This is a genomic window from Streptomyces sp. NPDC038200, assembly GCF_055600785.1.
In genome coordinates this window covers 114,998-136,539 of record NZ_JBVJYH010000003.1, presented here as the reverse complement: position 1 = coordinate 136,539, position 21,542 = coordinate 114,998, and the positions used below count along the sequence as shown (strand labels likewise).

The 21,542-nt window shown below is 70.2% G+C and carries 19 protein-coding genes, 1 tRNA gene and 1 pseudogene; 12 read left to right on the top strand and 9 right to left on the bottom strand.

The window, feature by feature from the left end; all coding sequences use genetic code 11:
* Positions 1-14: 14 nt before the first annotated feature.
* Entirely contained in the window at positions 15-788 is a 774-nt protein-coding gene (gene cobF / locus ACZ7KF_RS07990) for a precorrin-6A synthase (deacetylating) (RefSeq protein ID WP_471070208.1), read from the bottom strand.
* A 107-nt stretch (positions 789-895) separates the two neighbouring features.
* Positions 896-1,402: a DUF309 domain-containing protein gene (locus ACZ7KF_RS07985; protein WP_471070206.1), complete on the bottom strand. Its 507-nt coding sequence runs from the start codon at positions 1,400-1,402 to the stop codon at positions 896-898.
* 105 nt (positions 1,403-1,507) lie between these two features.
* On the opposite strand from ACZ7KF_RS07985, the gene ACZ7KF_RS07980 reads away from it, so the two are divergent.
* A tRNA-Pro gene (locus ACZ7KF_RS07980) sits at positions 1,508-1,581 on the top strand.
* 264 nt (positions 1,582-1,845) lie between these two features.
* Here the strand turns inward: ACZ7KF_RS07980 and ACZ7KF_RS07975 are convergent.
* A pseudogene (locus tag ACZ7KF_RS07975) lies at positions 1,846-2,526 on the bottom strand (polysaccharide deacetylase family protein); the annotation flags it as partial.
* Positions 2,527-2,590: 64 nt separating this feature from the next.
* Positions 2,591-3,286: a glycoside hydrolase family 11 protein gene (locus tag ACZ7KF_RS07970; protein WP_471070204.1), complete on the bottom strand. Its 696-nt coding sequence runs from the start codon at positions 3,284-3,286 to the stop codon at positions 2,591-2,593.
* A gap of 486 nt (positions 3,287-3,772) precedes the next feature.
* On the opposite strand from ACZ7KF_RS07970, the gene ACZ7KF_RS07965 reads away from it, so the two are divergent.
* Positions 3,773-4,183 carry an ATP-binding protein gene (locus ACZ7KF_RS07965; protein WP_471070203.1) on the top strand — a complete coding sequence of 137 codons (411 nt, stop codon included), beginning with the start codon at positions 3,773-3,775 and terminating at the stop codon, positions 4,181-4,183.
* Positions 4,184-4,201: 18 nt separating this feature from the next.
* Here the strand turns inward: ACZ7KF_RS07965 and ACZ7KF_RS07960 are convergent, their stop codons facing one another.
* Positions 4,202-5,224: a LacI family DNA-binding transcriptional regulator gene (locus ACZ7KF_RS07960; RefSeq protein ID WP_471070201.1), complete on the bottom strand. Its 1,023-nt coding sequence runs from the start codon at positions 5,222-5,224 to the stop codon at positions 4,202-4,204.
* A 134-nt stretch (positions 5,225-5,358) separates the two neighbouring features.
* Between ACZ7KF_RS07960 and ACZ7KF_RS07955 the strand changes: the two genes are divergently transcribed.
* Genes ACZ7KF_RS07955 through ACZ7KF_RS07940 form a run of 4 tightly spaced genes read left to right on the top strand, consistent with a single transcriptional unit; the run spans position 5,359 to position 10,832 of the window.
* Positions 5,359-6,663: an ABC transporter substrate-binding protein gene (locus ACZ7KF_RS07955; RefSeq protein WP_471070199.1), complete on the top strand. Its 1,305-nt coding sequence runs from the start codon at positions 5,359-5,361 to the stop codon at positions 6,661-6,663.
* 7 nt (positions 6,664-6,670) lie between these two features.
* The gene (locus tag ACZ7KF_RS07950) at positions 6,671-7,627 is read left to right on the top strand and encodes a carbohydrate ABC transporter permease (protein WP_471070197.1); all 957 of its coding nucleotides are present in this window, start codon (positions 6,671-6,673) and stop codon (positions 7,625-7,627) included.
* A complete protein-coding gene (locus ACZ7KF_RS07945; RefSeq protein WP_471070195.1) occupies positions 7,624-8,442 on the top strand; it encodes a carbohydrate ABC transporter permease in 819 nt (272 codons plus the stop codon). Before ACZ7KF_RS07950 ends, ACZ7KF_RS07945 begins: the two co-directional genes overlap by 4 nt.
* Entirely contained in the window at positions 8,439-10,832 is a 2,394-nt protein-coding gene (locus ACZ7KF_RS07940) for a beta-xylosidase/alpha-l-arabinosidase (protein WP_471070193.1), read from the top strand. The genes ACZ7KF_RS07945 and ACZ7KF_RS07940 overlap by 4 nt, the downstream gene beginning before the upstream one ends.
* Before the next feature lie 72 nt (positions 10,833-10,904).
* Here the strand turns inward: ACZ7KF_RS07940 and ACZ7KF_RS07935 are convergent, their stop codons facing one another.
* Entirely contained in the window at positions 10,905-12,272 is a 1,368-nt protein-coding gene (locus ACZ7KF_RS07935; protein ID WP_471070191.1) for a cellulase family glycosylhydrolase, read from the bottom strand.
* Positions 12,273-12,407: 135 nt separating this feature from the next.
* Here ACZ7KF_RS07935 and ACZ7KF_RS07930 point away from each other — a divergent pair, with 135 nt between their 5' ends.
* Positions 12,408-13,394, top strand: coding sequence for an aldo/keto reductase (locus tag ACZ7KF_RS07930; RefSeq protein ID WP_471070189.1), 987 nt, complete (start codon positions 12,408-12,410; stop codon positions 13,392-13,394).
* A 49-nt stretch (positions 13,395-13,443) separates the two neighbouring features.
* Here ACZ7KF_RS07930 and ACZ7KF_RS07925 read toward each other — a convergent pair whose 3' ends face one another.
* From ACZ7KF_RS07925 to ACZ7KF_RS07915, 3 genes are read right to left on the bottom strand one after another with little or no spacing between them, the layout of a single operon-like run.
* Positions 13,444-14,331 (bottom strand): carbohydrate ABC transporter permease, encoded by an 888-nt coding sequence (locus ACZ7KF_RS07925; RefSeq protein WP_471070187.1) that lies wholly within the window; start codon positions 14,329-14,331, stop codon positions 13,444-13,446.
* Positions 14,328-15,308: a carbohydrate ABC transporter permease gene (locus ACZ7KF_RS07920; protein WP_471070186.1), complete on the bottom strand. Its 981-nt coding sequence runs from the start codon at positions 15,306-15,308 to the stop codon at positions 14,328-14,330. The genes ACZ7KF_RS07925 and ACZ7KF_RS07920 overlap by 4 nt, the downstream gene beginning before the upstream one ends.
* An 8-nt stretch (positions 15,309-15,316) precedes the next feature.
* The gene (locus ACZ7KF_RS07915) at positions 15,317-16,630 is read right to left on the bottom strand and encodes an ABC transporter substrate-binding protein (RefSeq protein WP_471070184.1); all 1,314 of its coding nucleotides are present in this window, start codon (positions 16,628-16,630) and stop codon (positions 15,317-15,319) included.
* 622 nt (positions 16,631-17,252) lie between these two features.
* Between ACZ7KF_RS07915 and ACZ7KF_RS07910 the strand changes: the two genes are divergently transcribed.
* The 5 genes from ACZ7KF_RS07910 (at position 17,253) to ACZ7KF_RS07890 (ending at position 21,512) form a co-directional block, all read left to right on the top strand.
* Positions 17,253-18,272, top strand: coding sequence for a sugar ABC transporter substrate-binding protein (locus ACZ7KF_RS07910; protein ID WP_471070182.1), 1,020 nt, complete (start codon positions 17,253-17,255; stop codon positions 18,270-18,272).
* Positions 18,272-19,348, top strand: a complete 1,077-nt coding sequence (locus ACZ7KF_RS07905; protein WP_471070180.1) for an ABC transporter permease — start codon at positions 18,272-18,274, stop codon at positions 19,346-19,348. The genes ACZ7KF_RS07910 and ACZ7KF_RS07905 overlap by 1 nt, the downstream gene beginning before the upstream one ends.
* 3 nt (positions 19,349-19,351) lie before the next feature.
* Entirely contained in the window at positions 19,352-20,263 is a 912-nt protein-coding gene (locus tag ACZ7KF_RS07900; protein WP_471070179.1) for an ATP-binding cassette domain-containing protein, read from the top strand.
* Positions 20,264-20,265: 2 nt separating this feature from the next.
* Positions 20,266-21,174 carry a sugar phosphate isomerase/epimerase family protein gene (locus ACZ7KF_RS07895; protein WP_471070177.1) on the top strand — a complete coding sequence of 303 codons (909 nt, stop codon included), beginning with the start codon at positions 20,266-20,268 and terminating at the stop codon, positions 21,172-21,174.
* Between the two features lie 143 nt (positions 21,175-21,317).
* Positions 21,318-21,512 carry a hypothetical protein gene (locus tag ACZ7KF_RS07890; protein WP_471070175.1) on the top strand — a complete coding sequence of 65 codons (195 nt, stop codon included), beginning with the start codon at positions 21,318-21,320 and terminating at the stop codon, positions 21,510-21,512.
* Positions 21,513-21,542 lie beyond the last annotated feature (30 nt).

The window sequence follows — 21,542 nt, the reverse complement described above, 5'->3', positions numbered from 1 at the left end:
CCCGCCACCGTCCCCTACCGCTCACCCGGGTTTCTGCGCAGCAGATACGTGTCCATGATCCAGCCCTTGCGCTCCCGTGCCTCGGCTCGCAGCCGCTCGATGCGCGGGGCGGCCTCGGCGATCGGACCGGAGACGAGGATCTCGTCCGGCGTGCCTATGTAGGCACCCCAGTAGATGTCCATGTCCTCCCCGGTGTACCGCCGGAAGGACTGGTGGGCGTCGAGCATCACGACCACGTCGTCGACCCCCTCGGGGAATCCCTCGGCCAGCCGCCGCCCCGTGGTGATCTGCACGGGGCGGGCGACCCGGTTCAGCCCCGTGCGGTGCCGGGCCACCAGCGCCGAGACGCTGCTGACGCCGGGCACCACGTCGTACGTGAACTCCACCGCGCCCCGTTCCAGCACCTCCTCCAGGATCCCCAGCGTGCTGTCGTACAGCGCGGGGTCCCCCCACACCAGGAAGGCGCCGGTGCCGTCCTCGCCCAGCTCCTCGGTGATCAGCCGCTCGTAGATCCCGGCGCGGGCGCTGCGCCAGTCCCCGACGGCCGGTGAGTAGGCCGTCCCGCCCGCCTTCCGGTCCCGCTCCGGGTCCCGGGCCTCGACGACCCGGTAGGACCCCGCCGGCAGATGTGCGTCCAGCATGTCCCGGCGGAGCCCGGTGAGGTCGTTCTTCACCTCGCCCTTTTCGAGCAGGAAGAACACGTCCGTGCTCCGCAGCGCCTTGACCGCCTGCAGGGTCAGCTGGTCGGGGTCGCCCGCGCCGATGCCGATGACATGAATCTTTCGCACGTCCCGAGTCTGCCGCATGCCACCGGCAGCGCGCCCACCACCTCCGCCCGCCCCGCGGCGCGGCCCCCGGTCGCGCCGCGTCCCACGCGCCGCGCGGCGCGCTCCCGTCAGGGGCCCAGCCGGGGCGCCTCGGCCCGTGCGTCCACCGGCGCCGCACCGCGCTCCACCCGCCCCGCCAGCTCCCGCGCCCACCGCGCGAGCCCGGGCAGATCCAGCCCGTAGGGCCGGTCCTCGCCCCGTGCCGTCTCCCACCCCTCGACCGCGCCCGCGCCCCGCCGCAGCAGCCGCGCGCCGCCGACCGCGTTCCCCCGGGCCGCATGAGTGAGCCCCACCGCCAGCTGGGCCAGCCCCCGCCACAGCGCGCGCTCGTCCTCAGGGCCCGACTTCCAGGCGTCCTCGAACACCTCGTGCGCGTGGAACGGCCGTCCCGCCGCCAGCAGCTCCTGCGCCTCGGCGACCGTCTCCCGCGGCGCCCGCAGGACCCCCTCCGGCTGCCGGGCGACGCCCTCGGCGCCGTACGGCAGCGGACGCCCCAGCCCGTCCCGGGGCCGCGCGTTCCGGGCCCGCCCGTCCGTGTCCCGGTCCCTCGCATCCGATGCGCCCGCGTTCGTCATACCGCCGATTGTCCACCGCCCCGACCGGGCCTTCTTCGGCTCACCCCCGGACGTGGGGTAAAGTTCTGTTCGCACGATCACGCGGGACACCGCGAGTGAGCGCAACGGGACGTGGCGCAGCTTGGTAGCGCACTTGACTGGGGGTCAAGGGGTCGCAGGTTCAAATCCTGTCGTCCCGACTTGCCGAAACGCAGGTCGGAGGCCGTGTCGGAGTGATCCGGCAGGGCCTCTTCGTCGTTCCCGGCGTCCCTGTTCCCGGGGCCGTACGGGGGACCCCGCGGGGACCGGACCGGCCACGGGCGGGCGGTGCAGGCCCGAGCAGGCTTGCGCGGACACGGCGGCCGGGGGCGGTTCCGGACGGATCCGGAACCGCCCCCGACCCGTTCTCGCGGGGCGGCCGGAGGCCGGTGGTGCCGATGCGCGTCAGCGGGCACCCGTGGTCAGGGGGCCACGGCGCGGCCGGTCTGCGGGGAGATCCGGCCCGCGCACAGACCCTTGCTCGCCAGCGTCCCGGCGATGCGCGGGACGGCCGTCAGGGTGTTGGCCGGCCATTCGTGCATGAGGATGATCTGGCCGTTGGCGAGCCGGGACACGGCCTGCACGATCGCGTCGGTGCTCGCGCCGTTCCAGTCCTGCGAGTCGACGTCCCAGATGATCTGCCGCAGCCCGTACTTGGCCTCCACCGCCTGGACGGTGGCGTTCGTCTCGCCGTACGGCGGGCGGAACAGCTGCGGCGTGCCGCCGCCGGCCGCGGCGATCGCCTGCTGGGTGCGGGCGATCTCGGAGTCGATCTGCGCCTGGCTCAGCTGGGTCGGATGGGGGTGGGTGTAACTGTGGTTGCCGATCCACATCCCGGCGTTCACCTCGGCCCGGACCTGGGCCGGGTAGGCGGCCGCGAACTGGCCCTCGTTGAACATCGTGGCCCGCAGGCCGTTCTGCTGCAGGGCGTTGAGCAGGGCGGGGGTGTGGTCGGCCGACGGGCCGTCGTCGAAGGTGAGCCCGACGTACCCGGAACAGGCGGCGGCGTGTGCCGGAGCGGCGCCGGCCGCGGCGGTGAGGGTGCCGGCCACGGCGGTCGCGGCGACGGCCAGTCCGGTCAGCAGGGGGTGGTGTGCGGCGCGCATGCGGGTGGGTCCTCCTTGGTGGGGCGTGACCGCGGTGGGGGGATGAGCGCACGGGGCGGGACGGTCACCCGTTGACCGTGACGGTGGAGCTGCCGCTGCTCTGGTAGCCCTCGGTGGCGAGGATCATGTAGTAGCTGAAGCTGCCGAGGGGCATGCCGGCGCGGGCCCAGGCGTCGAAGTGGTTGCCGGTGGTGAGGGTGCCGCCGGTCCGCCTCGACTGCCGCACGCTCCAGTACTGGTTGAAGGTCCTGGTGCCTTCCACGGACGGGGCGTTGTACCGGGTCGTCTGGTAGATGTCGTACGTGCCGCCGTCGCTGGTGACCGTGCCCTTGTAGGTGCCGGTGGGCCGGTAGGTGCCCCAGTTGTCGACGATGTAGTACTCCACCAGAGGATTCGAGGTCCACCCGTACAGGGCCAGGTAGGCGTTGCCGGACGGGCTGAAGCTGCCCGAGTAGGTCACGGTCCTGCGTCCGCCGTTGCTCCAGCCCTTGCCGGCGACGAAGTTCCCGGTGTTGCGCCACGAAGTGCTGTAGTTGCCGCCCGAGTTCAAGGTCATGGAGACCGTTCCCGGCGCGTCGGTCCAGAAGGAGTAGAAGAAGCCGTTGTCGGTGCCGGTCTGGTTGGTGGTGATGGTCGTGGCGGCGTGGGCGGTACCGGGCAGCAGCAGCCCGGATGCCGACGTGGCCAGCGCCAGGGCGCCGGCGCGGTTGAGGAATCCCCTGCGGCTCATCGGGCGGGACAGGGCGTTGTGCGGTTCCATGCTTTCTCCTGGGTGAGGGCCGGTGAGCGGATGAACCCCGGGCGGGCACGGCGACGCCTTGGCATGTCCGTGTCATGCACCACGGAGGGGTCGTCCCCGCGGGGGGAGGGCTCGATTGCTGGAGAGTATGTGGCCGCGCCGAAAGGGCGGTCAATGCGTCTGTTTCCGAAACTTCATCGAAACTTGATAGCTATGACCGGGTGGTATATCCGAAACTTTCGAATGGCTTCCCGGAATTGGCTGGAATGACGCGCGTCTCGACGATTGACGGCGCTATGGCGACCGTCCGGCGTGACGCGACACTTGTCGTACGAGGAGAAACTTTCGAAAGGCTCGACGAGGCCGGGAATACCGCCGCCGGTTCGACGCCTGCCGCCCGGCGCGCCGGGTGTGCCCGCGCCCCGGATCCAACTCGCAGCCGTAGCGGGGCCGTGTCCGGGTAGCCGGATGGAGGAATCGGTCCGGTCGGCACAGACAGGGAAGATCGTGGACGAACGTTCGCTTCGCGCGGTGGGCTGGGCGCGCTCGCTGCCGCTCGACAGTCAGGTCAAGACGGCGCGCGACTGGGCGCGGGCCCATCTGCACGAGCTGGGCTGGTCCGCCACCGACACGGCGGACGACGTGCTGCTGGTGGTGTCCGAACTGGTCACCAACGCGCACGTCCACGCCCACAGCACCGCGCAGTTGGTGATGTCCTGGGACAACGAGTGCCTGCACATCGCGGTGCACGACACGTCCCCGGTGCTGCCCGAACCCCGGAACCCCGGCGCCCTGCAGCCGGGCGGGCGCGGCATGCTGCTGATGGACGCCCTGGCCGACAGCTGGGAGGCCCGCTCCTGCCCGCACGGCAAGACCGTCCTCGCCTGCTTCCGGCCGCCCGCCCGAGCGGAGGTCTGACCCGGCGCGGGACGGACTTCAGCCGGCCGCGGGTGGCGCGGTGCTCTGCCGTACCACCAGGTGCGTGGCCAGTTCGATGCGCAGCGCGCCCTTCCTGGGGTCCGTGGGCCGCAGCAGCATCCGGGCGGCCTCCTCGGCCATGCGCTGGAGCGGCTGTTGCACGGTGGTCAGCGGCGGGCTGGACCAGCGGGCCGGCGGCACGTCGTCGTACCCCACCACCGACAGCTGCCCCGGCACGCTCAGGCCCAGTACCCGTGCCGCCTCCAGGACGCCCAGCGCCTGCAGGTCGCTCCCGGCGAAGACGGCCGTCGGCCGGTCCGGCCGCCGCAGCAGGTCCATGGCGTGCTCGAAGCCGCCCTGGACGTGGAAGTCGCCGAAACGCACCAGTTCCGGGTCCGGTTCATGACCCGCCATCGCCATCGCCGATCGGTATCCGTCCAGACGCGCCAGTGAGCACATCAGGTCCTCGGGACCGGTGATGATGGCGACGCGCTCGTGCCCCTGGTCGGTGAGGTGGCGGGTGGCGGCCATTCCTCCGGCCCAGTTGGCCGAACCGACGGACGGGACGTCGGGGTCGGGATCGCCGGCCGGGTCCACGATGACGAACGGGATGGCCCGGGACCGCAGTCGCCTCTTCACGTCCTCCGGCACCGTGGAGAAGACCAGCAGTACGCCGAGGGGGCGCCGGCGCAGCACGCCCCCGATCCACTCCGGTCCCGGGGCCTGCCGTGTGCCGCTCTCGGTGAGCGCGACGGTCGCGTCGTTCTTCTTGGCGACGTTCTCCACGCCGCGGATCAGCTCCATCGCCCAGACGCTCTCCAGCTCGTGGAAGACGATCTCGAGGAGCGGAGCCCGTGGCGGCCCCGGGGCCCGCCGGCGGTAGCCGTGGATCTCCAGAAGGCGCTCGACCTTGGCCCGGGTCGCCGGGGACACATCCGAACGACCGTTGAGAACTTTCGAAACTGTCGGAAGGGACACGCCGGCCTCTCTGGCCACGGCTGCCAAGGTCACTCTGCGGCCGAGCTGGGCTTCTTCGCGCATGGCCGCAGCATAGGCCACGGCGCTGGATAACGGTTTGGCCGCGTCGGTGCACGGCCGTTGACCCCCTCTTCCTCAGCCTCCTACTGTCCAGCCGCAGGACTTTCGGCGCTAGATCCGAAACTTTCGGAAGGCGGATGACCATGCGTACACGGATGCCCCGCGTGCTCGCTTGCGGAGCGACACTCGCCCTGGCGGCGAGTCTCGCCGCATGCGGGAACGGAAGCGGCGGGGGTTCCTCGGACGACGGCAGGATCCACGTGCTGGTCTACGGGGACGCCAGCAACAAGGTGGAGAAGCGGATCATCGACACCTTCAACAAGACGTCGAAGACCAAAGCCGTCCTCGACACCATCCCGGGCGCCGACTACCAGCAGAAGCTGCAGACGATCATCAACACACCACAGGCGCCGGACATCTTCTTCAACTGGGGTGGCGGCAGCATCCAGCCGTTCGTCAAGGCCGGGCTGCTGATGCCGCTGGACGACTTCGTCAAGAAGGACCCGAACCTCGACGACAAATTCCTGCCCAGCGTCTACGACAGCGCGGTCGTCGACGGAAAGCCCTACGGCGTTCCCATGCGCGGCACGCAGCCGGTGCTGCTGTTCAGCAACAAGAAGGTGCTCGACGAGGCGGGCACGCAGCAGCCCGAGACCTGGGACCAACTCCTCGACGCCGTCAAGAAGCTCAAGTCCGAGGGCGTCACCCCCATCGCGCTCGGCGGCGGCGACCAGTGGCCGACGCTGATGTGGTTCGAGTACGTCTACGACCGCGTCGCCGGCCCGGAACTGTTCCGCAAGGCCCTGGAGGGCGACAAGGACGCCTGGGCGAGCGCGGACAGCAAGAAGGCACTCGGCATGCTCGAGGAACTGGTCGACACCGGTGCCTTCGGCAAGAACTACGACTCGGTGAAGTACACCAACGGCGCCTCGCCCGCGCTGGTGGCCCAGGGCAAGGCCGGCTTCGAGCTGATGGGCTCCTGGTACTACGCCCAACAGCAGCAGGACGCCAAGGACTTCGCCGCCGACGGCCTGGCTTACAGCACCTTCCCGACCGTCCCCGGCGGCAAGGGCGACCCGTCGGACGTCGTCGGCAACACCAACAACTTCTACTCGGTGCTGAAGAAGACCAAGCACCCCGAAGCGGTCGCCGAGTTCCTGAAGCTGATGTACTCCGACGAGTTCGTCAAGGCGCAGCTGGCCATCGGCAACCTGCCCACCACCACGAACACCTCGAAGTTCCTGGGCACGTCGGCCAGTCCGGCGTACTCCCGCTTCCAGTACGACCTCGTCGCCAAGGCCAAGTCCTTCCAGCTGTCCTGGGACCAGGCCTACCCGCCGTCCGCCATCACGCCGATCCACCAGGCCGTCCAGCAGTTCTTCAACGGACAGCTCGACACGGACGGCTTCGTCAGGGCCATGCAGGCCCTCCCGACCGAATGAACGGCTCATGACCACACAGCTCACGAGCGCTCCGCCCGCCGCCGCGGCCACCGGGAAGGCCCGGAGGCGGCCGGACAACTCCTACGCCGCCCACGGCACGCGCCCCGGCTTCCTCTGGGCGCTGCCCGCCACCGTGTTCTTCGCCGTCTTCGCCATCGCACCGCTGATCATGGTGGCGGTGCTCTCCTTCATGAGCTGGAACGGCCTGGGATCGCCCCGGTTCGTCGGGACGGACAACTGGAAGCGCATCCTCGACGACCCGGTGATGATCAAGAGCATCTGGCTCACCCTGCTGCTCACCGCCCTGGGCGTGGTGATCCAGACCCCGCTCAGCATCGTCCTCGGCGTCTGGGCCGCCGGACACCAGCGCAACCGCGCCGTCCTCTCGGCGATCTACTTCGTCCCGCTGCTGCTCTCCGCCACCGCGGTGTCGGTGCTCTGGCGAGCGCTGCTCGATCCGAACTTCGGCATCCCCGCACGGATGACCTGGCTGTTCGGGGACGGCAACCTGTTCGGTGAACAGGCCACGGCCCTCGGGGTGCTCGCCTTCGTCAGCACCTGGCAGTTCACCCCGTTCCACACCCTCATCTACCAGGGCGCCGCCCGGGCCGTCCCGCCGGTGCTGTACCAGGCGGCCGCGATCGACGGTGCGGGACGCTACCGCCAGTTCTTCCACATCACGCTGCCGCAGCTGCGCAACTCGGTCGTCACCTCGATGATCCTGATGATCGTCGGCGGGCTCACCACCTTCGAGACCGTGCTCATCCTCACCCAGGGCGGACCGGGCACCGACACCACGATCAGCGCCTACTACATGTACCAGAAAGCCTTCAAGGGCTTCGACTTCGGCGCCGGATCCGCCATCGCCCTGTGCCTGGTCGTCGCGGCCACGGTCGTCTCGCTGATCGTCGTCCGCGTCTCCGGCTACGACAAGATGCGCAGCGACATGGAAGGGGTGTCATGAGGCGCCGCCCCAACTACCTGGCCGGGGCCGGCTCGATCGTCTGGCTGGTCCTGGTGGGCCTGCCGCTGTACGTGATGCTCGCCGCCACCCTGCGCACCCGGCAGGACTACGCGCAGAGCGGCCCGGTCTCCTTCCCCGGCGACTTCACCCTCGACAACTACACCGGGGCGTTCGACTCGGGCTTCGGCCGGTACTTCCTCAACACCATCATCGTCACCGTCTGCGTCGTCGGTGTGGTGCTGCTGCTCGTACCCCCCCTGGCCTACGCGATCGTGCGCAGCCGCAGCCGCGTCACCTCGCAGATCTTCCGGCTGTTCCTGCTGGGCCTCGCCATCCCCGCCCAGGCCGTCATCGTGCCGATGTTCTACCTGATCAGCGAGGCCGGCCTGTACGACAACCTCCTCGGTGTCATCCTGCCCACCGCCGCGTTCTGCCTGCCGATGTCCGCGCTCATCCTCAGTGGCGCCATGCGCGACATCTCCCCGGAGCTGTTCGAGGCCATGACGATGGACGGAGCGAGCCCGAGACGCATGTTCTTCCAGCTCGTCGTCCCGCTCTCGCGTGGCGGCCTGTCCACGATCGTGGTGTTCTCCGCGCTCCAGGCATGGAACGGCTTCCTGTTCCCGCTCGTGCTGACCCAGTCCGACTCCACCAAGGTCATCACCCTGGGTCTGTACAACTTCCAGACCGAACACGGCGTCGACATCCCCGGCCTGCTGGGAGCCGTGACGCTGTCCATCGTGCCCGTCCTGCTCGTCTACCTGTTCGCCCGCCGGGCCCTGGTCCAGGGGCTGATGGGCATGGGAGGAAAGTGACCGCCAACGTGGCCGTAGAGACCACCCCCGAGATCCCCCTCTGGAACGACCCGACCCAGGACATCGGCGCCCGCGTGTCCGCCCTGATCGACGCGATGACGCTGGAGGAGAAGTCCGCCCAGCTGTACGGCGTGTGGGTCGGAGCGTCCGACGAGGGCGGCGAGGTCGCCCCGCACCAGCACGACATGGAGGAGGCCGTCGACCTCGACGCCCTGCTCCCCTCCGGCCTGGGGCAGCTGACCCGCCCGTTCGGCACGGCGCCCGTCGACCCGGCGCTCGGCGCGCTCTCCCTGCTGCGCACCCAGACCCGGATCGCCGCCGCGAACCGCTTCGGCATCGCCGCACTGGCCCATGAGGAATGCCTGGCCGGATTCGCCGCCTGGGGTGCCACCGCCTACCCCGTCCCGCTGTCCTGGGGCGCCACGTTCGACCCCGGCCTGATCCGCCGGATGGCCGCCGCCATCGGCCGCGACCTGCGATCCGTCGGCGTCCACCAGGGCCTCGCGCCCGTACTGGACGTGGTGCGCGACGCACGCTGGGGCCGCGTCGAGGAGACCATCGGCGAGGACCCCTACCTCGTCGGCAGCATCGGCACCGCCTACGTCCAGGGCCTGCAGTCCGCCGGCGTCGTCGCCACCCTGAAGCACTTCGCCGGCTACTCCGCCTCCCGCGCCGGCCGCAACCTCGCACCCGTCGGCATGGGCCCGCGCGAACGGGCGGACGTTCTCCTGCCCCCCTTCGAAATGGCCGTACGCGAGGGCGGAGCCGACTCCGTCATGCACGCCTACACCGACACCGACGGGATGCCCTCGGCGGCCGACGAGGACCTGCTCACCGGGCTGCTGCGGGACACCTGGGGCTTCGAGGGCACGGTCGTCGCCGACTACTTCGGCATCGCCTTCCTGAAGACGCTGCACGGAGTCGCCGGTGACTGGGCGCAGGCCGCGGCCACGGCCCTGCGCGCGGGTGTCGACGTGGAACTGCCCACCGTGAAGACGTTCGGCGCGCCCCTCGCCGAAGCCGTCGCCGCGGGCCGGGTACCGGAGGCGCTCGTCGACCGAGCACTGCGCCGGGTGCTGGTGCAGAAGGCCCGGCTCGGCCTGCTCGACGCGGACTGGACCCCGGTCCCGGCCGTACTGGCGGGAGCCGACCTGGACGATCCCGACGCCCTGCGCGGAACCGTGCACCTGGACACCGCCGAGAACCGGGAACTGGCCCGCACGGTGGCGCAGGAAGCGGTCGTCCTGCTGGCCAACGACGGCACCCTGCCCCTCGGCCGGCCGCGCCGCATCGCCCTGATCGGCCCCAACGCGGCGGTTCCCACAGCCGTACTGGGCTGCTACTCCTTCCCCCAGCACGTCGGTGTGCACCACCCCCACACACCGCCCGGCATCGACCTGCCCACACTGGAGGACGCGCTCCGGAAGGAGTTCCCCGACGCGGAGGTCACCGTCGTCCAGGGCACCGGTGTCGACGACGGTGACATCGTCGGCATCGCCGAAGCCGTCGACACCGCCCGCCGGGCCGACGTCGTCGTCGCGGCCCTCGGCGACCGCGCGGGCCTCTTCGGCCGGGGGACCAGCGGCGAGGGCTGCGACGCGCGGTCCCTGGCCCTGCCCGGTGCCCAGCAACGGCTGCTCGACGCGCTGCTCGACACCGGGACACCGGTGGTGACGGTTCTGCTGGCCGGGCGGCCCTACGCCCTCGGCCGGGCGGCGGACGAGGCCGCAGCGATCGTGCAGTCCTTCTTCCCCGGGGAGGAGGGCACCACCGCCATCGCCGGCGTGCTGAGCGGCCGGACCGACCCGTCCGGACGGCTGCCCGTCAGCGTGCCCCGCGACGCCGACGGCCAGCCCGCCACCTACCTCGGCGCCCGGCTCGCCCAGGCCGGTGACGTGTCCAGCATCGATCCCACGCCGGCCTTCGCGTTCGGGCACGGCCTGTCCTACACCTCCTTCGCATGGGGCGACCTGACGGTCGACCGGCCGGAGGCGGACACCGGCGGCGAGTTCTCTCTCGCCCTCACCGTCCGCAACACGGGGGAGCGGGCCGGCACCGAGGTCGTCCAGCTCTACCTGCACGACCCGGTCGCCTCCGTCGTGCAGCCGGTGCAGCGTCTCGTCGGCTACGCCCGGGTCCCGCTCGCCCCGGGCGAGGCCCGCAGGCTGCGGGTCACCGTGCCGGCCGATCTGGCCTCCTTCACCGGCCGTGACGGACGACGGGTGGTCGAACCGGGCGAGCTGCACCTGCGTCTGGCGGCGTCCAGCGCCGACGCCCGGCTGACCGCGACGGTGACACTCACCGGCCCCGAACGCCCGGTGGACCACAACCGTCGGTTCCACGCGCGCTTCGAGCAGGAGCCGGCGCGGCCGACGAGCCCCGCGGCCTGACCCCCGGGGCGCTGTGGTCCGTCCCCCCGCCGACGGGGGACGGACCACAGCGCTCGTCCGGCGCCACCGCGGTCAGCCGCGCCGCACGGTGACGGTCACCAGGCTGCCCGGCGCCGCGAGGACCCGGGCGCGGCCCGCCGTGTCCCGTACGACGGTCGCCCCGCCGTCGGCCGCCACCCGCCAGCTGCCCGGCGGCAGGGACAGTTCGGTCACCCGGGAGCCGTGCGACGCCGCGCGGTAGACCAGCCGGTACACGCCCGCCCCGGAGTCGTGGCCGGCGGAGCGGACCGTACCCGCCACGGCCTCCGCGTACGGCTCGACGGTCAGCTCCTTGTTGGCGCGGAAGGCGCCGGTGCCGTCGACCGCGCAGTACCCGCCGCCGTAGCACCACACATAGCCCGCCCAGCCGGAGGCGTAACGGCCGAGAGAGGCCATCGCGTCCCGGTAGAAGCGGTTCATGTGCGGCAGGGCGCTGTTCCGCGGCCCCCACTCGCCGACCACCACCGGGACCCCGTAGCGCTCCGGGTACTCGGTGACGGCCCGCTCGTACGCCTCGATCCAGCCCGCCCCCGGGTCGTAGTCGGCGCCCGCCTCCATGGCGGCGTTGTAGAAGTGCGGCGCGTACACCACCCGGGGATCGTCGACGCGGCCGAGTCCGGTCGGCACGCCCTCGCCCACGATCGGGGTCGGCTCGACGAACAGCCAGGAGTCCCGGTCGGCCGCACGGACGGCGTCGGCCAGCCGGTCGTACATCGGGGTGAGCTGCTCCCGTTCGATCCGGCGGGCGGCCGTCGCCGGCTCCTCGCCGGGGCGCGACTCGCCCATCGGCTCGTTGATCAGGTCGTAGCCGAGGACGGCCGGATGACGGGCGAAGCGGGCGGCGAGGGTCCGCCACATCCGGGCCTGGGCGCGGCGGAGGTCCGCGTCCTCGTAGAGGTGGGTGAAGGCGCGCTGCACGGCGGGCTCGAAGTACTCGGCGAACCAGTCGTCCGGATGCGGGGTGAACGGCAGCCCGTCGGTCCTGGTCGCCCACTCGGGTATCCCGCGGTGACCGAAGGCCGGCCCGAAGACGTCCTGGTGGGCGTCGATGACGACCCTGACGTCGTAGCGCGCGGCCCAGTCCAGGACGCGCTCGATCCGGCGCAGGTAGCGCCGGCTGTAGTGGCCGGGCCTGGGCTCCAGGTCGTCCCAGAAGACCAGCAGCCGCGCGACGTCGAAGCCCTGGGCCCGCAGGTCGCGCAGATGGCGCTCGGTGATGCCGGACAGGGCCTCCTCGCCGCGGTGGGCCTTGTCCTCGATGTTCCAGCCGTGCAGGGTGAGCACCCGCCCGTGCCGGTCGGTGAGCCGGGGTATGCCCGGCCCCGTCCCCTCGGCGTGGGCGGTGGCGGGGACGAGCAGCGCGGCGACGACCGCCCCTGCCGTCAGGATCGCTCGCAGCACAGGAACCTCCGGACCGACGGTGTTCGTGGTGCCGGGCATCCCACCAGCAGCCGCTCGACTCTTCAAGTCCCTTGACTTGGAGTGCACTTCACGCTGAACACTCGCGTTCACCAGCCAGGCACGGGAGGAACCAGCATGAAGTACCGCACGATCGGCAGCGACCCGGCCACCCGCCGGGAGGTGAGCGTGCTCGCGCTCGGCGCGATGCTGTTCGGGTCGCGCACCGACGAGAAGACCTCCTTCGCCGTCCTCGACCGCTACGTCGAGGCCGGCGGGAACTTCGTCGACACCTCCGACAACTACGCCTTCTGGGAGGACGGGAGCCAGGGCGGCCAGAGCGAGGAACTGCTGGGGCGGTGGCGGCGCAGCCGGGGCATCGGTGACGAGGTCGTCATCGCGACCAAGCTGGGCGCCCGGCCCCTCGCACCCGGCACGGGATACGTCGACAACGCCGAGGGACTGTCCGCGAAGGTCGTGCGCGAGGCGGCCGAGCGCAGCCGGGACCGGCTCGGTGTGGACCGGCTGGACCTGCTCTACGCGCACATCGAGGACCCCGCCGTCCCGCCGGCGGAGACCGTCGAGGCCTTCGCCGCGCTCGTCGCCGAGGGCACCGTGGGCCTGCTCGGCGTCAGCAACCACGCCGTGTGGCGGGTGGAACGGGCCCGCGCCCTCGCGGCAGCCGCGGGCCTGCCCGGCTACGAGGTCCTCCAGTACCAGCACAGCTATCTGCGGCCCCGCACGGACGTGCCCAGCGAGCTGTTCCCGGACGGCAGCCTCGGCGGCGCCGACGCCCAGCTGCGCAGCTACCTGCGGGCGGAGCCGGGCCTCACCCTGGTCGCCTACTCACCGCTGCTGGCCGGCGCCTACACCCGCGCCGACAAGCCGCTGCCGCCGGACTACGACCACCCCGGCTCCCCGGCCCGCCTCGCCGTGCTGCGCGAGGTGGCCCGGGAGACCGGGGCGACCGTCAACCAGGTGGTACTGGCCTGGCAACTGGGCGGCGAGCTGCCCGTGATACCGCTCGCCGGCGCCTCCTCGGTGGCCCAGCTCGACGAGAACCTCGCAGCCGTCGACCTGGAACTCACCGGGGAACAGCGGGCCCGGCTGGACGCCGCTCACTGACCGCGCGGCTCCCGCAGCCGCAGCCGCAGCGATCGCGGCTGCGGGTGTGTCAGCCCTTGCTGGAGCCCAGGGTCAGGCCGCTGACGAACTGGCGCTGGAGCGCGAAGTAGACGACCAGCGTCGGGATCGCGGTCAGCAGGGAGCCCGCGGCGACCAGGTTGGGATCCGTGAAGTACTGGCCGGAGAGGTTGTTCAACGCCGAGGTGATCGGCATGTTCTCGCCGGTGGAGATCAGCACCAGCGCCCAGAAGAAGTCGTTGTAGATCCAGATGGACAACAGGGTCGCCAGGGCCGCCATCGCCGGCTTGCACAGCGGCAGCGTGATCTGCCAGTACAGCCGCCACACCGAGGCGCCGTCGACGAGGGCGGCCTCGGTCAGCTCGTGCGGCAGCGAACGCATGTAGTTGCTCAGCACGAACGCGCAGAAGCCGGACTGGAACGCCACGTGGATGAGGACCAGGCCCAGCGCGGAGTCGTACAGCTTGCCGCTCGCGGTGATGCCCGGCAGGTCCGTGAGCAGGTACAGCCGGTACAGCGGGGTGATGATGACCTGCTGCGGCAGCAGGTTGCCCGCCGTGAAGACCAGCAACAGCGCGAGGTTGAGACGGAAGTCGAACCGGCTGACGTAGAAGGCGACGCAGGAGGACAGGAACAGCGTCAGCAGCACGGCCGGGATCGCGATCACCAGCGTGTTGCCGAAGTAGTGCGTCATGTCCGACTGCTGGAACGCGTTCGTGAAGTTGTCGAAGTTCAGCGTGTCCGGCCAGGACACATAACCCTTCGCGCTGGTCTCGCTGTACGGGCGCAGGGCGGAGAAGACCGCCCAGAGCAGGGGCGCCAGCCAGGCCAGGGCGGTGCCCGCGAGGAAGACGTGCAGCAGGATCCGGGCCGGCCGGACCGGGGCACGCCGCTTTCCCGCCGCGCTCACGGTGCTCATGCGCGCCGCTCCTTCCGGAAGGTGGCGATGAGATACGGGATGATCACCGCGAGGGAGATCACCAGCAGGACGACGGCGATGGCGGAGCCGTAGCCGATGCGGCTGGACTCGCCGATGATGTTGTTGGTGACCAGGATCGACAGCAGCTCGGTCCCCTGGGCGCCCTTGTTGAAGACGAAGACCAGGTCGAAGGCGCGCAGCGCCTCGATGATGGTGACGACGAGGACGACCGTGTTGGTCGGGCGCAGGGTCGGGAAGATGACGTGCCGGAACGTCTGCCACTCGTTCGCCCCGTCGAGCGCGGACGCCTCCCGCAGCGACGGGTCGACACTCTTCAGGCCGGCCAGGTACAGGATCATCATGTAGCCGGCGTGCCGCCAGGACGCGGCGATCAGCACGGCCCACAGATTGAGGTCGGGGTCGCCGATCCAGTCGATGTAGTGGCCCGGCTCGTTGGCGCCGATGACGCTGTTGATCAGGCCCGTGTCGGGGTTGTAGACCAGTTGCCAGACGAAGCCGATGCACGCCATCGAGATGACGACGGGCAGGAAGAACGCGGTCTGGTAGACCCGGGTGAAACGGATCCGCTTGTCCAGCTGCACGGCGAGGAACAGGCCGAACGGCGTCGGGACCAGGATCAGCACCACGAACCAGATGACGTTGTGCTGGACGGCCGGCCAGAACTGCGGGTTGTCGGCGAAGAGTTGTCGGAAGTTGTCCAGGCCGACCCACTTGATCGAGTCGAACCCGATGCCGTCCCAGGTGGTGAAGGCGAGCAGGATCGAGGCGATGGCGGTGACCCACACCAGGAGCACGTGCAGGACGGTGGGCACGCCCGCCATCACGGCGAGCGTGAACCGGTCACGGCGGGTCAGCAGGCGTCGGTGGCCGTGCGTGAGCCGCTTCTTCTCGGGTGCGGCCCCCGGCGGCGGCACGGCTGCCGCCTCCGGGGCCTTCGTCGTCGTGTCGGTGGTCATCGGGCCGCTCACGAGGACGCGAAGATGGTCTTCTTCTGGCGTTCGACCGATGACAGCAGGCCGTCCACGCCCTTGGGGTTCTGGAGGAACTTCTGCAGGCCGGGCTGCATCACCGTGGAGGTGAAGTCGGGACGGCTGTCGCGGTCCATGAACTGGGTGAGGCTCTTGGCGCCGCCGATCATCTCGAACGCCTTCTTCTGCAGGGCGGAGTACGCGGAGGTGCCGGCCTTGCTGGAGGCGGCCACCACGCTCGGGTCGGTCTTGAGGTACAGCTCCTCGGCGGCCGGGCTGCCCAGGTACTCCAGCAGCTTCACGACACCCGCGTGGTTCTTCGGGGACTTGCTCACCATGAAGCCGTCGGTCGGCGCCTCGACCGTGTCCTGGCCGTAGGCGGAGTTGATCTCCGGGAAGGGGAAGAAGTCGAGGTCGTCCAGGTCGGCCTTGTTCGTGAACTGCTGGGCCACGAAGGAGCCCAGGAGGTACATGCCGGCCTTCTTGGAGACCAGGGTCTGCGCGGCGTCCTGCCAGGTGCGGCCCATGAAGCCGTCCTGGTGGTAGGGGAGGATCTCGGCCCAGTGGTCGAAGACGTCCTTCACCTTCGCGTCGGTCCAGGACGCCTTGCCCGCCATCAGTTCGACGTGGAAGTCGTATCCGTTCAGACGGAAGTTGATCTGGTCGAAGGTGCCCATCGCCGGCCAGGCGTCCTTGTCGCCGAAGGCGAGCGGGACCAGGCCGTCCTTCTTCATCTGCTTCAGCAGGGCGACGAAGTCGTCCCAGGTGGCGGGGATCTTGTAACCGTGCTGCCGGAAGACGCTTCTGCGGTAGAAGATCGCCCAGGGATACGTCGTCAGCGGCAGGAAGTAGTACTTGCCGTCCTCGCCCTTGCTCAGCTTCTTCATCGCCTCGGGGAAGTTGTCCCCGATCTTCGCCCACACGTCGTCGATCGGCGTGGCCAGCTTCTTCGCCGCGAAGAACTGCATGCGGTAACCGGCGAACCAGTTGAACACGTCGTCCGGAGTGCCCTGGAGATAGGAGTTGATCTGCTCCTGGAAGGTGTTGTGGTCCTTCGTGTTCAGATCCACGGTGATGCCGGACCGCTTCTTGAAGGCCGCGTAGACGCTTTCGAACGCCGCCTTCGGCACCGCGTCCGAGGCGTTGGAGCCGACGGTGACGGTCTTCGGGTCGGAGCCGGAACCGCTGCCCCCGCAGGCGGACAGCAGGGGTATGCCGGCGCCGGCGAGCAGGGCGGTACCGCCGGCTCCGCGCAGCAGGGAACGTCGGCTGGGACCGGGGAGGGAAAGACCGGAGGGGGAGAGGCGCATGGCTGCTCCTGAAGAAACAGGGTTCGGCCAAGGGGATGAGTTGATCACCGAAAGGTCCTCGAAACCGCTCAGAAACCAACTCGACCGAACATCGTGGGCGTAATAACAGCCCCCGTTCCGCGCATGCGTCAATAGCTCCGGTCGGACTCGGGTGTCTCTTGCCCGAAACGTAATCGTCATCGCCACCTGCGCCGTTGAGGGTGTGCGGACGCCGCTGCCCCCCGCGGCGCGCGCGGCCGAGGGGCTGTGTGAAAGCGGTGGATACGCCCCGGGTGAACCGGACGGTTCCGGCTCAGATGAAAGGGATGCTTCCGTTTCAGGTGCTGACCAGCGGCTGGAACGCGAAGGCGTACCGGGGTGCCCAGTGGGCAGGGGTGTCGCGCGGCGGTCGGGCGTGCGATCACCCGGTGCCGTCGGTCGCGGGGTGCGGTGTACTGGGCTCAGACCTCTCGGGAGCGGGTCCGGGGAGGTGAGGGTGTCCGTGATTTGTCATTACATTCGGACCTGCTCGTGAAATGATGTCTTAACAAAGTATTGACAGCGGGCTCGTCAGAGACTTGTATCCCGTCCCAACGCATCAGCGTCCCTTGCCCCGTCGCACGCACAGTGAGGTGCAGGAAAGATGGACCGCTCTTCTCGTCCCCGCTCCCGCAGACCGGTCACCGCCGTGGCCGTGGCCGCCGCGGCAGCCCTCACCCTGGCCGGGTGCTCCAGCAGTCACGGCGGCAAGAGGGCCGAGGAGGAAGCGGCGAACGCCTCCGCGGGCAAGGCGAACACACCCCGCATGACCGTCGCGCTGGTCACCCACCAGGCACCCGGAGACACCTTCTGGGACACCGTCCGCAAGGGGGCCGAGGCCGCGGCGGCCAAGGACAACATCAAGCTCGTCTACTCCGCCGACCCGAACGCGGGCAACCAGGCCAACCTCGTGCAGAACGCCATCGACCAGAAGGTGGACGGCGTCGCGCTCACCCTGGCCAAGCCCGACGCGATGAAGGGCGTGATCGCCAAGGCGGAGCAGGCCGGCATCCCCGTGGTCGGACTCAACTCGGGGCTGAGCGACTGGAAGCAGCTCGGCCTGCTGGAGTTCTTCGGACAGGACGAGAGCGTGGCGGGGGAGGCGTTCGGGAACAAGCTGAACACCACCGGCGCGAAGAAGATCGTCTGTGTGATCCAGGAACAGGGCAACGTGGGCCTCACCCAGCGCTGCGACGGCGTGCGGAAGACGTTCAAGGGCACCGCCGAGACCCTGTACGTGAACGGCACCGACATGCCGTCCGTGCGGTCCACGATCACGGCGAAGCTGAAGCAGGACAAGTCCGTCGACACGGTCGTGACCCTCGGCGCCCCCTACGCCCTGACCGCGGTCCGGTCGGTGGGCGACGCCGGCAGCAAGGCGAAGGTGGCCACCTTCGACCTCAACAAAGAACTGGTCAAGGCGGTGCAGAACGGCACCATCGAGTTCGCCGTCGACCAGCAGCCCTACCTCCAGGGCTATCTGGCGGTCGACTCGCTGTGGCTCTACAAGTACAACGGCAACTTCAGCGGCGGCGGCGAGCAGCCGGTGCTGACCGGCCCGGCCTTCGTCGACAAGGCCAACGTCGACAAGGTCGCCGCGTTCGCCGCGAAGGGCACCCGGTGATGGGCATGGCACGGCAGGCCGAACCGGCGGTGGGCGGCTCCCCGGCACCCGGCCCGAAGCAGACCGACGGCCGCACCGCCCGCCGTCCGCTCGCCCTGAGACTGCTGGCCCGGCCCGAGGTGGGCGTCTTCCTCGGCGCCGTCGCCGTCCTGGTCTTCTTCCTGATCGCGGCGCCGCCGGTGCGCGACGGCAGCTCGATGGCCAACATCCTCTACCAGTCCTCCACCATCGGCATCATGGCCCTTCCCGTGGCCCTGCTGATGATCGGCGGCGAGTTCGACCTCTCCTCCGGCGTCGCCGTGATCTCCTCGGCGCTCACCGCGAGCATGCTCAGCTACCAGCTCACGCTGAACGTGTGGAGCGGAGTGATCGTCGCCCTGGTCGTGTCCCTCGCGATCGGCGCCTTCAACGGCTGGATGGTGGTCAGGACCGGGCTGCCCAGCTTCCTGGTCACCCTCGGCACCTTCCTGATCCTCCAGGGCGTCAACCTCGCCGTGACCAAGCTGGTCACCGGCAACGTCGCCACCGACGACATCAGCGACATGGACGGCTTCGACCAGGCCGAGAAGATCTTCGCCTCCTCCTTCGGCATCGGCGGGGTCCAGGTCAAGATCACCGTGGTGTGGTGGCTGGTCTTCGCCGCCCTGGCCACCTGGGTGCTGCTGCGCACCAAGTACGGCAACTGGATCTTCGCCGTGGGCGGCGACAAGGACAGCGCCCGGGCGGTCGGCGTCCCGGTGAACTTCACCAAGATCACCCTGTTCATGCTGGTGGGGTTCGGCGCCTGGTTCGTCGGCATGCACAACCTGTTCTCGTTCAACACCGTGCAGTCCGGCGAGGGCGTGGGCCAGGAGCTGATCTACATCGCCGCGGCCGTCATCGGCGGCTGCCTGCTCACCGGCGGCTACGGCTCGGCGATCGGCCCGGTCTTCGGCGCGTTCATGTTCGGCATGGTCCAGCAGGGCATCGTCTACGCCGGCTGGAACCCCGACTGGTTCAAGGCCTTCCTCGGCGTGATGCTCCTCGGCGCCGTCCTGATCAATCTGTGGGTCCAGCGCACGGCGACCCGGAGGTGACCCATGACTGACAACGGAACCGGAACCCACGGCGCCGTCCTCCAGGACGGCACACCCGACCAGGACGGACCTCTGGTCGAACTGCGCGGCGCCGGCAAGTCCTACGGCAACGTCCGCGCCCTGCACGGCGTCGACCTGCGGGTCCACGCCGGCCGGGTCACCTGCGTGCTCGGCGACAACGGCGCCGGCAAGTCCACCCTCATCAAGATCATCTCCGGTCTGCACCAGCACACCGAGGGCGAGTTCCTCGTCGACGGGCACCCGGTGCGCTTCACCACCCCGCGCGAGGCGCTGCACAAGGGCATCGCCACCGTCTACCAGGACCTGGCCACCGTCCCCCTCATGCCCGTGTGGCGGAACTTCTTCCTCGGCTCGGAGATGACCAAGGGCCCCTGGCCGGTCCGCCGCCTGGACATCCACCGGATGAAGCGGACGGCCGACGAGGAACTGCGCCACATGGGTATCGTCCTGGACGACCTGGAACAGCCCATCGGCACTCTCTCCGGCGGCCAGCGGCAGAGCGTGGCCATCGCCCGCGCCGTCTACTTCGGCGCCCGCGTCCTCATCCTGGACGAGCCGACCGCCGCCCTCGGCGTCAAGCAGTCCGGCGTGGTGCTCAAGTACATCGCCGCCGCCCGGGACCGCGGCCTCGGCGTCATCTTCATCACCCACAACCCCCACCACGCCTACATGGTCGGCGATCACTTCAGCGTCCTGCGCCTCGGCACCCTCGAACTGTCCGCCGAACGCAGCGAGGTCGGCCTGGAAGAGCTGACCAACCACATGGCCGGCGGCGCCGAACTCGCCGCGCTCAAGCACGAACTGGCCCAGGTCCGCGGCGTCGACGTCGAGGGACTGCCCGAAGAGGACGACCTCACCGCCCCCGTGGCGCCCTCCCCGGAAGGAGACTCCTGACCATGGCGCACCCCTCCCCGCTCGACCGCATCCGGGTCGGCTCGGCCCCCGACTCCTGGGGTGTCTGGTTCCCCGACGACCCCCGCCAGGTGCCCTGGGAACGCTTCCTCGACGAGGTCGCCGAGGCCGGCTACGACTGGATCGAGCTGGGCCCGTACGGCTACCTGCCCACCGACCCCGCGCGGCTGACCGAGGAGGTGGCCAGACGGAACCTCAAGGTCTCGGCGGGCACGGTCTTCACCGGGCTGCACCGCGGCCCGGCCGTCTGGGAGGAGACCTGGGCGCACGTCGGCCGGGTCGCCGCGCTCACCCGGGCGATGGGCGCCCGGCACCTCGTGGTGATCCCCTCCTTCTGGCGGGACGACAAGACCGCCGAGATCCTGGAGCCGCCGGAGCTGACCGCCGAGCAGTGGGCGCACCTGACGCAGGGCATGGAACGCCTCGGCCACGAGGTCAAGGAGACCTACGGCCTGGACATCGTCGTGCACCCGCACGCCGACACCCACATCGACACCGAGGAGCACGTCGAGCGCTTCCTGGACTCGACCGACGCCGGCCTGGTCAACCTGTGCCTGGACACCGGGCACTACGCCTACTGCGGCGGCGACAGCGTCAAGCTGATCGAGACCTACGGCGAGCGCATCGGCTACCTGCACCTCAAGCAGGTCGACCCGGACATCCTGGCCGACGTGGTCGCGGGCGGGGTGCCGTTCGGGCCGGCCGTGCAGCGCGGGGTCATGTGCGAACCTCCCTCGGGCATCCCGGAACTGGGACCCGTCCTGGAGGCCGCGCAGCGGCTGGGCGTGGACCTGTTCGCCGTCGTGGAGCAGGACATGTACCCGTGCGAGCCGGACAAGCCGCTGCCGATCGCGGTGCGCACCCGGCGCTTCCTGCGCTCCTGCGGGGCCTGACGGGACGGGCCGCGGTCCGGTGACCGCGGCCCGGTTCCTGCGGTACCCCGACGGATTCGGCCGCGCGGTGGCCGGGAACCAACCGGGGGCACGCGGGCGTTGTGCTCGATGTCGGGGGATGCCCGCGCAGACGGGAGGACGAGATGACACACCGCACGGAACCACGCACGACGTCCGAGGACCCGGCCGACGCCGCGGTCCTGCGCCGCGACCGCTTCGGCTCCCTGCCCGAGCGGATACGCCCGGAGGACACGGTGGAGACCAAGCCGGCGACCACGCCGGATCCGGCACGGGACACGTACAACCCGGACGAGTGGCTGATCCGGTACTGCGGCTGAAGATCCGGGAGGACGTACGGCGCCGGGCCC

Bases quoted from the DNA above. Each gene is read 5' to 3' on its own strand.
- ACZ7KF_RS07985 (WP_471070206.1), bottom strand. From the start codon at position 1,402: ATGACGAACGCGGGCGCATCGGATGCGAGGGACCGGGACACGGACGGG.
- ACZ7KF_RS07915 (WP_471070184.1), bottom strand. From the start codon at position 16,630: ATGCGCCTCTCCCCCTCCGGTCTTTCCCTCCCCGGTCCCAGCCGACGT.
- ACZ7KF_RS07910 (WP_471070182.1), top strand. From the start codon at position 17,253: ATGGACCGCTCTTCTCGTCCCCGCTCCCGCAGACCGGTCACCGCCGTG.
- ACZ7KF_RS07900 (WP_471070179.1), top strand. From the start codon at position 19,352: ATGACTGACAACGGAACCGGAACCCACGGCGCCGTCCTCCAGGACGGC.
- ACZ7KF_RS07890 (WP_471070175.1), top strand. From the start codon at position 21,318: ATGACACACCGCACGGAACCACGCACGACGTCCGAGGACCCGGCCGAC.
- ACZ7KF_RS07955 (WP_471070199.1), top strand. From the start codon at position 5,359: ATGACCATGCGTACACGGATGCCCCGCGTGCTCGCTTGCGGAGCGACA.
- ACZ7KF_RS07950 (WP_471070197.1), top strand. From the start codon at position 6,671: ATGACCACACAGCTCACGAGCGCTCCGCCCGCCGCCGCGGCCACCGGG.
- ACZ7KF_RS07905 (WP_471070180.1), top strand. From the start codon at position 18,272: ATGGGCATGGCACGGCAGGCCGAACCGGCGGTGGGCGGCTCCCCGGCA.
- ACZ7KF_RS07895 (WP_471070177.1), top strand. From the start codon at position 20,266: ATGGCGCACCCCTCCCCGCTCGACCGCATCCGGGTCGGCTCGGCCCCC.
- ACZ7KF_RS07920 (WP_471070186.1), bottom strand. From the start codon at position 15,308: ATGACCACCGACACGACGACGAAGGCCCCGGAGGCGGCAGCCGTGCCG.
- ACZ7KF_RS07960 (WP_471070201.1), bottom strand. From the start codon at position 5,224: ATGCGCGAAGAAGCCCAGCTCGGCCGCAGAGTGACCTTGGCAGCCGTG.
- ACZ7KF_RS07930 (WP_471070189.1), top strand. From the start codon at position 12,408: ATGAAGTACCGCACGATCGGCAGCGACCCGGCCACCCGCCGGGAGGTG.
- ACZ7KF_RS07925 (WP_471070187.1), bottom strand. From the start codon at position 14,331: ATGAGCACCGTGAGCGCGGCGGGAAAGCGGCGTGCCCCGGTCCGGCCG.
- ACZ7KF_RS07945 (WP_471070195.1), top strand. From the start codon at position 7,624: ATGAGGCGCCGCCCCAACTACCTGGCCGGGGCCGGCTCGATCGTCTGG.
- ACZ7KF_RS07970 (WP_471070204.1), bottom strand. From the start codon at position 3,286: ATGGAACCGCACAACGCCCTGTCCCGCCCGATGAGCCGCAGGGGATTC.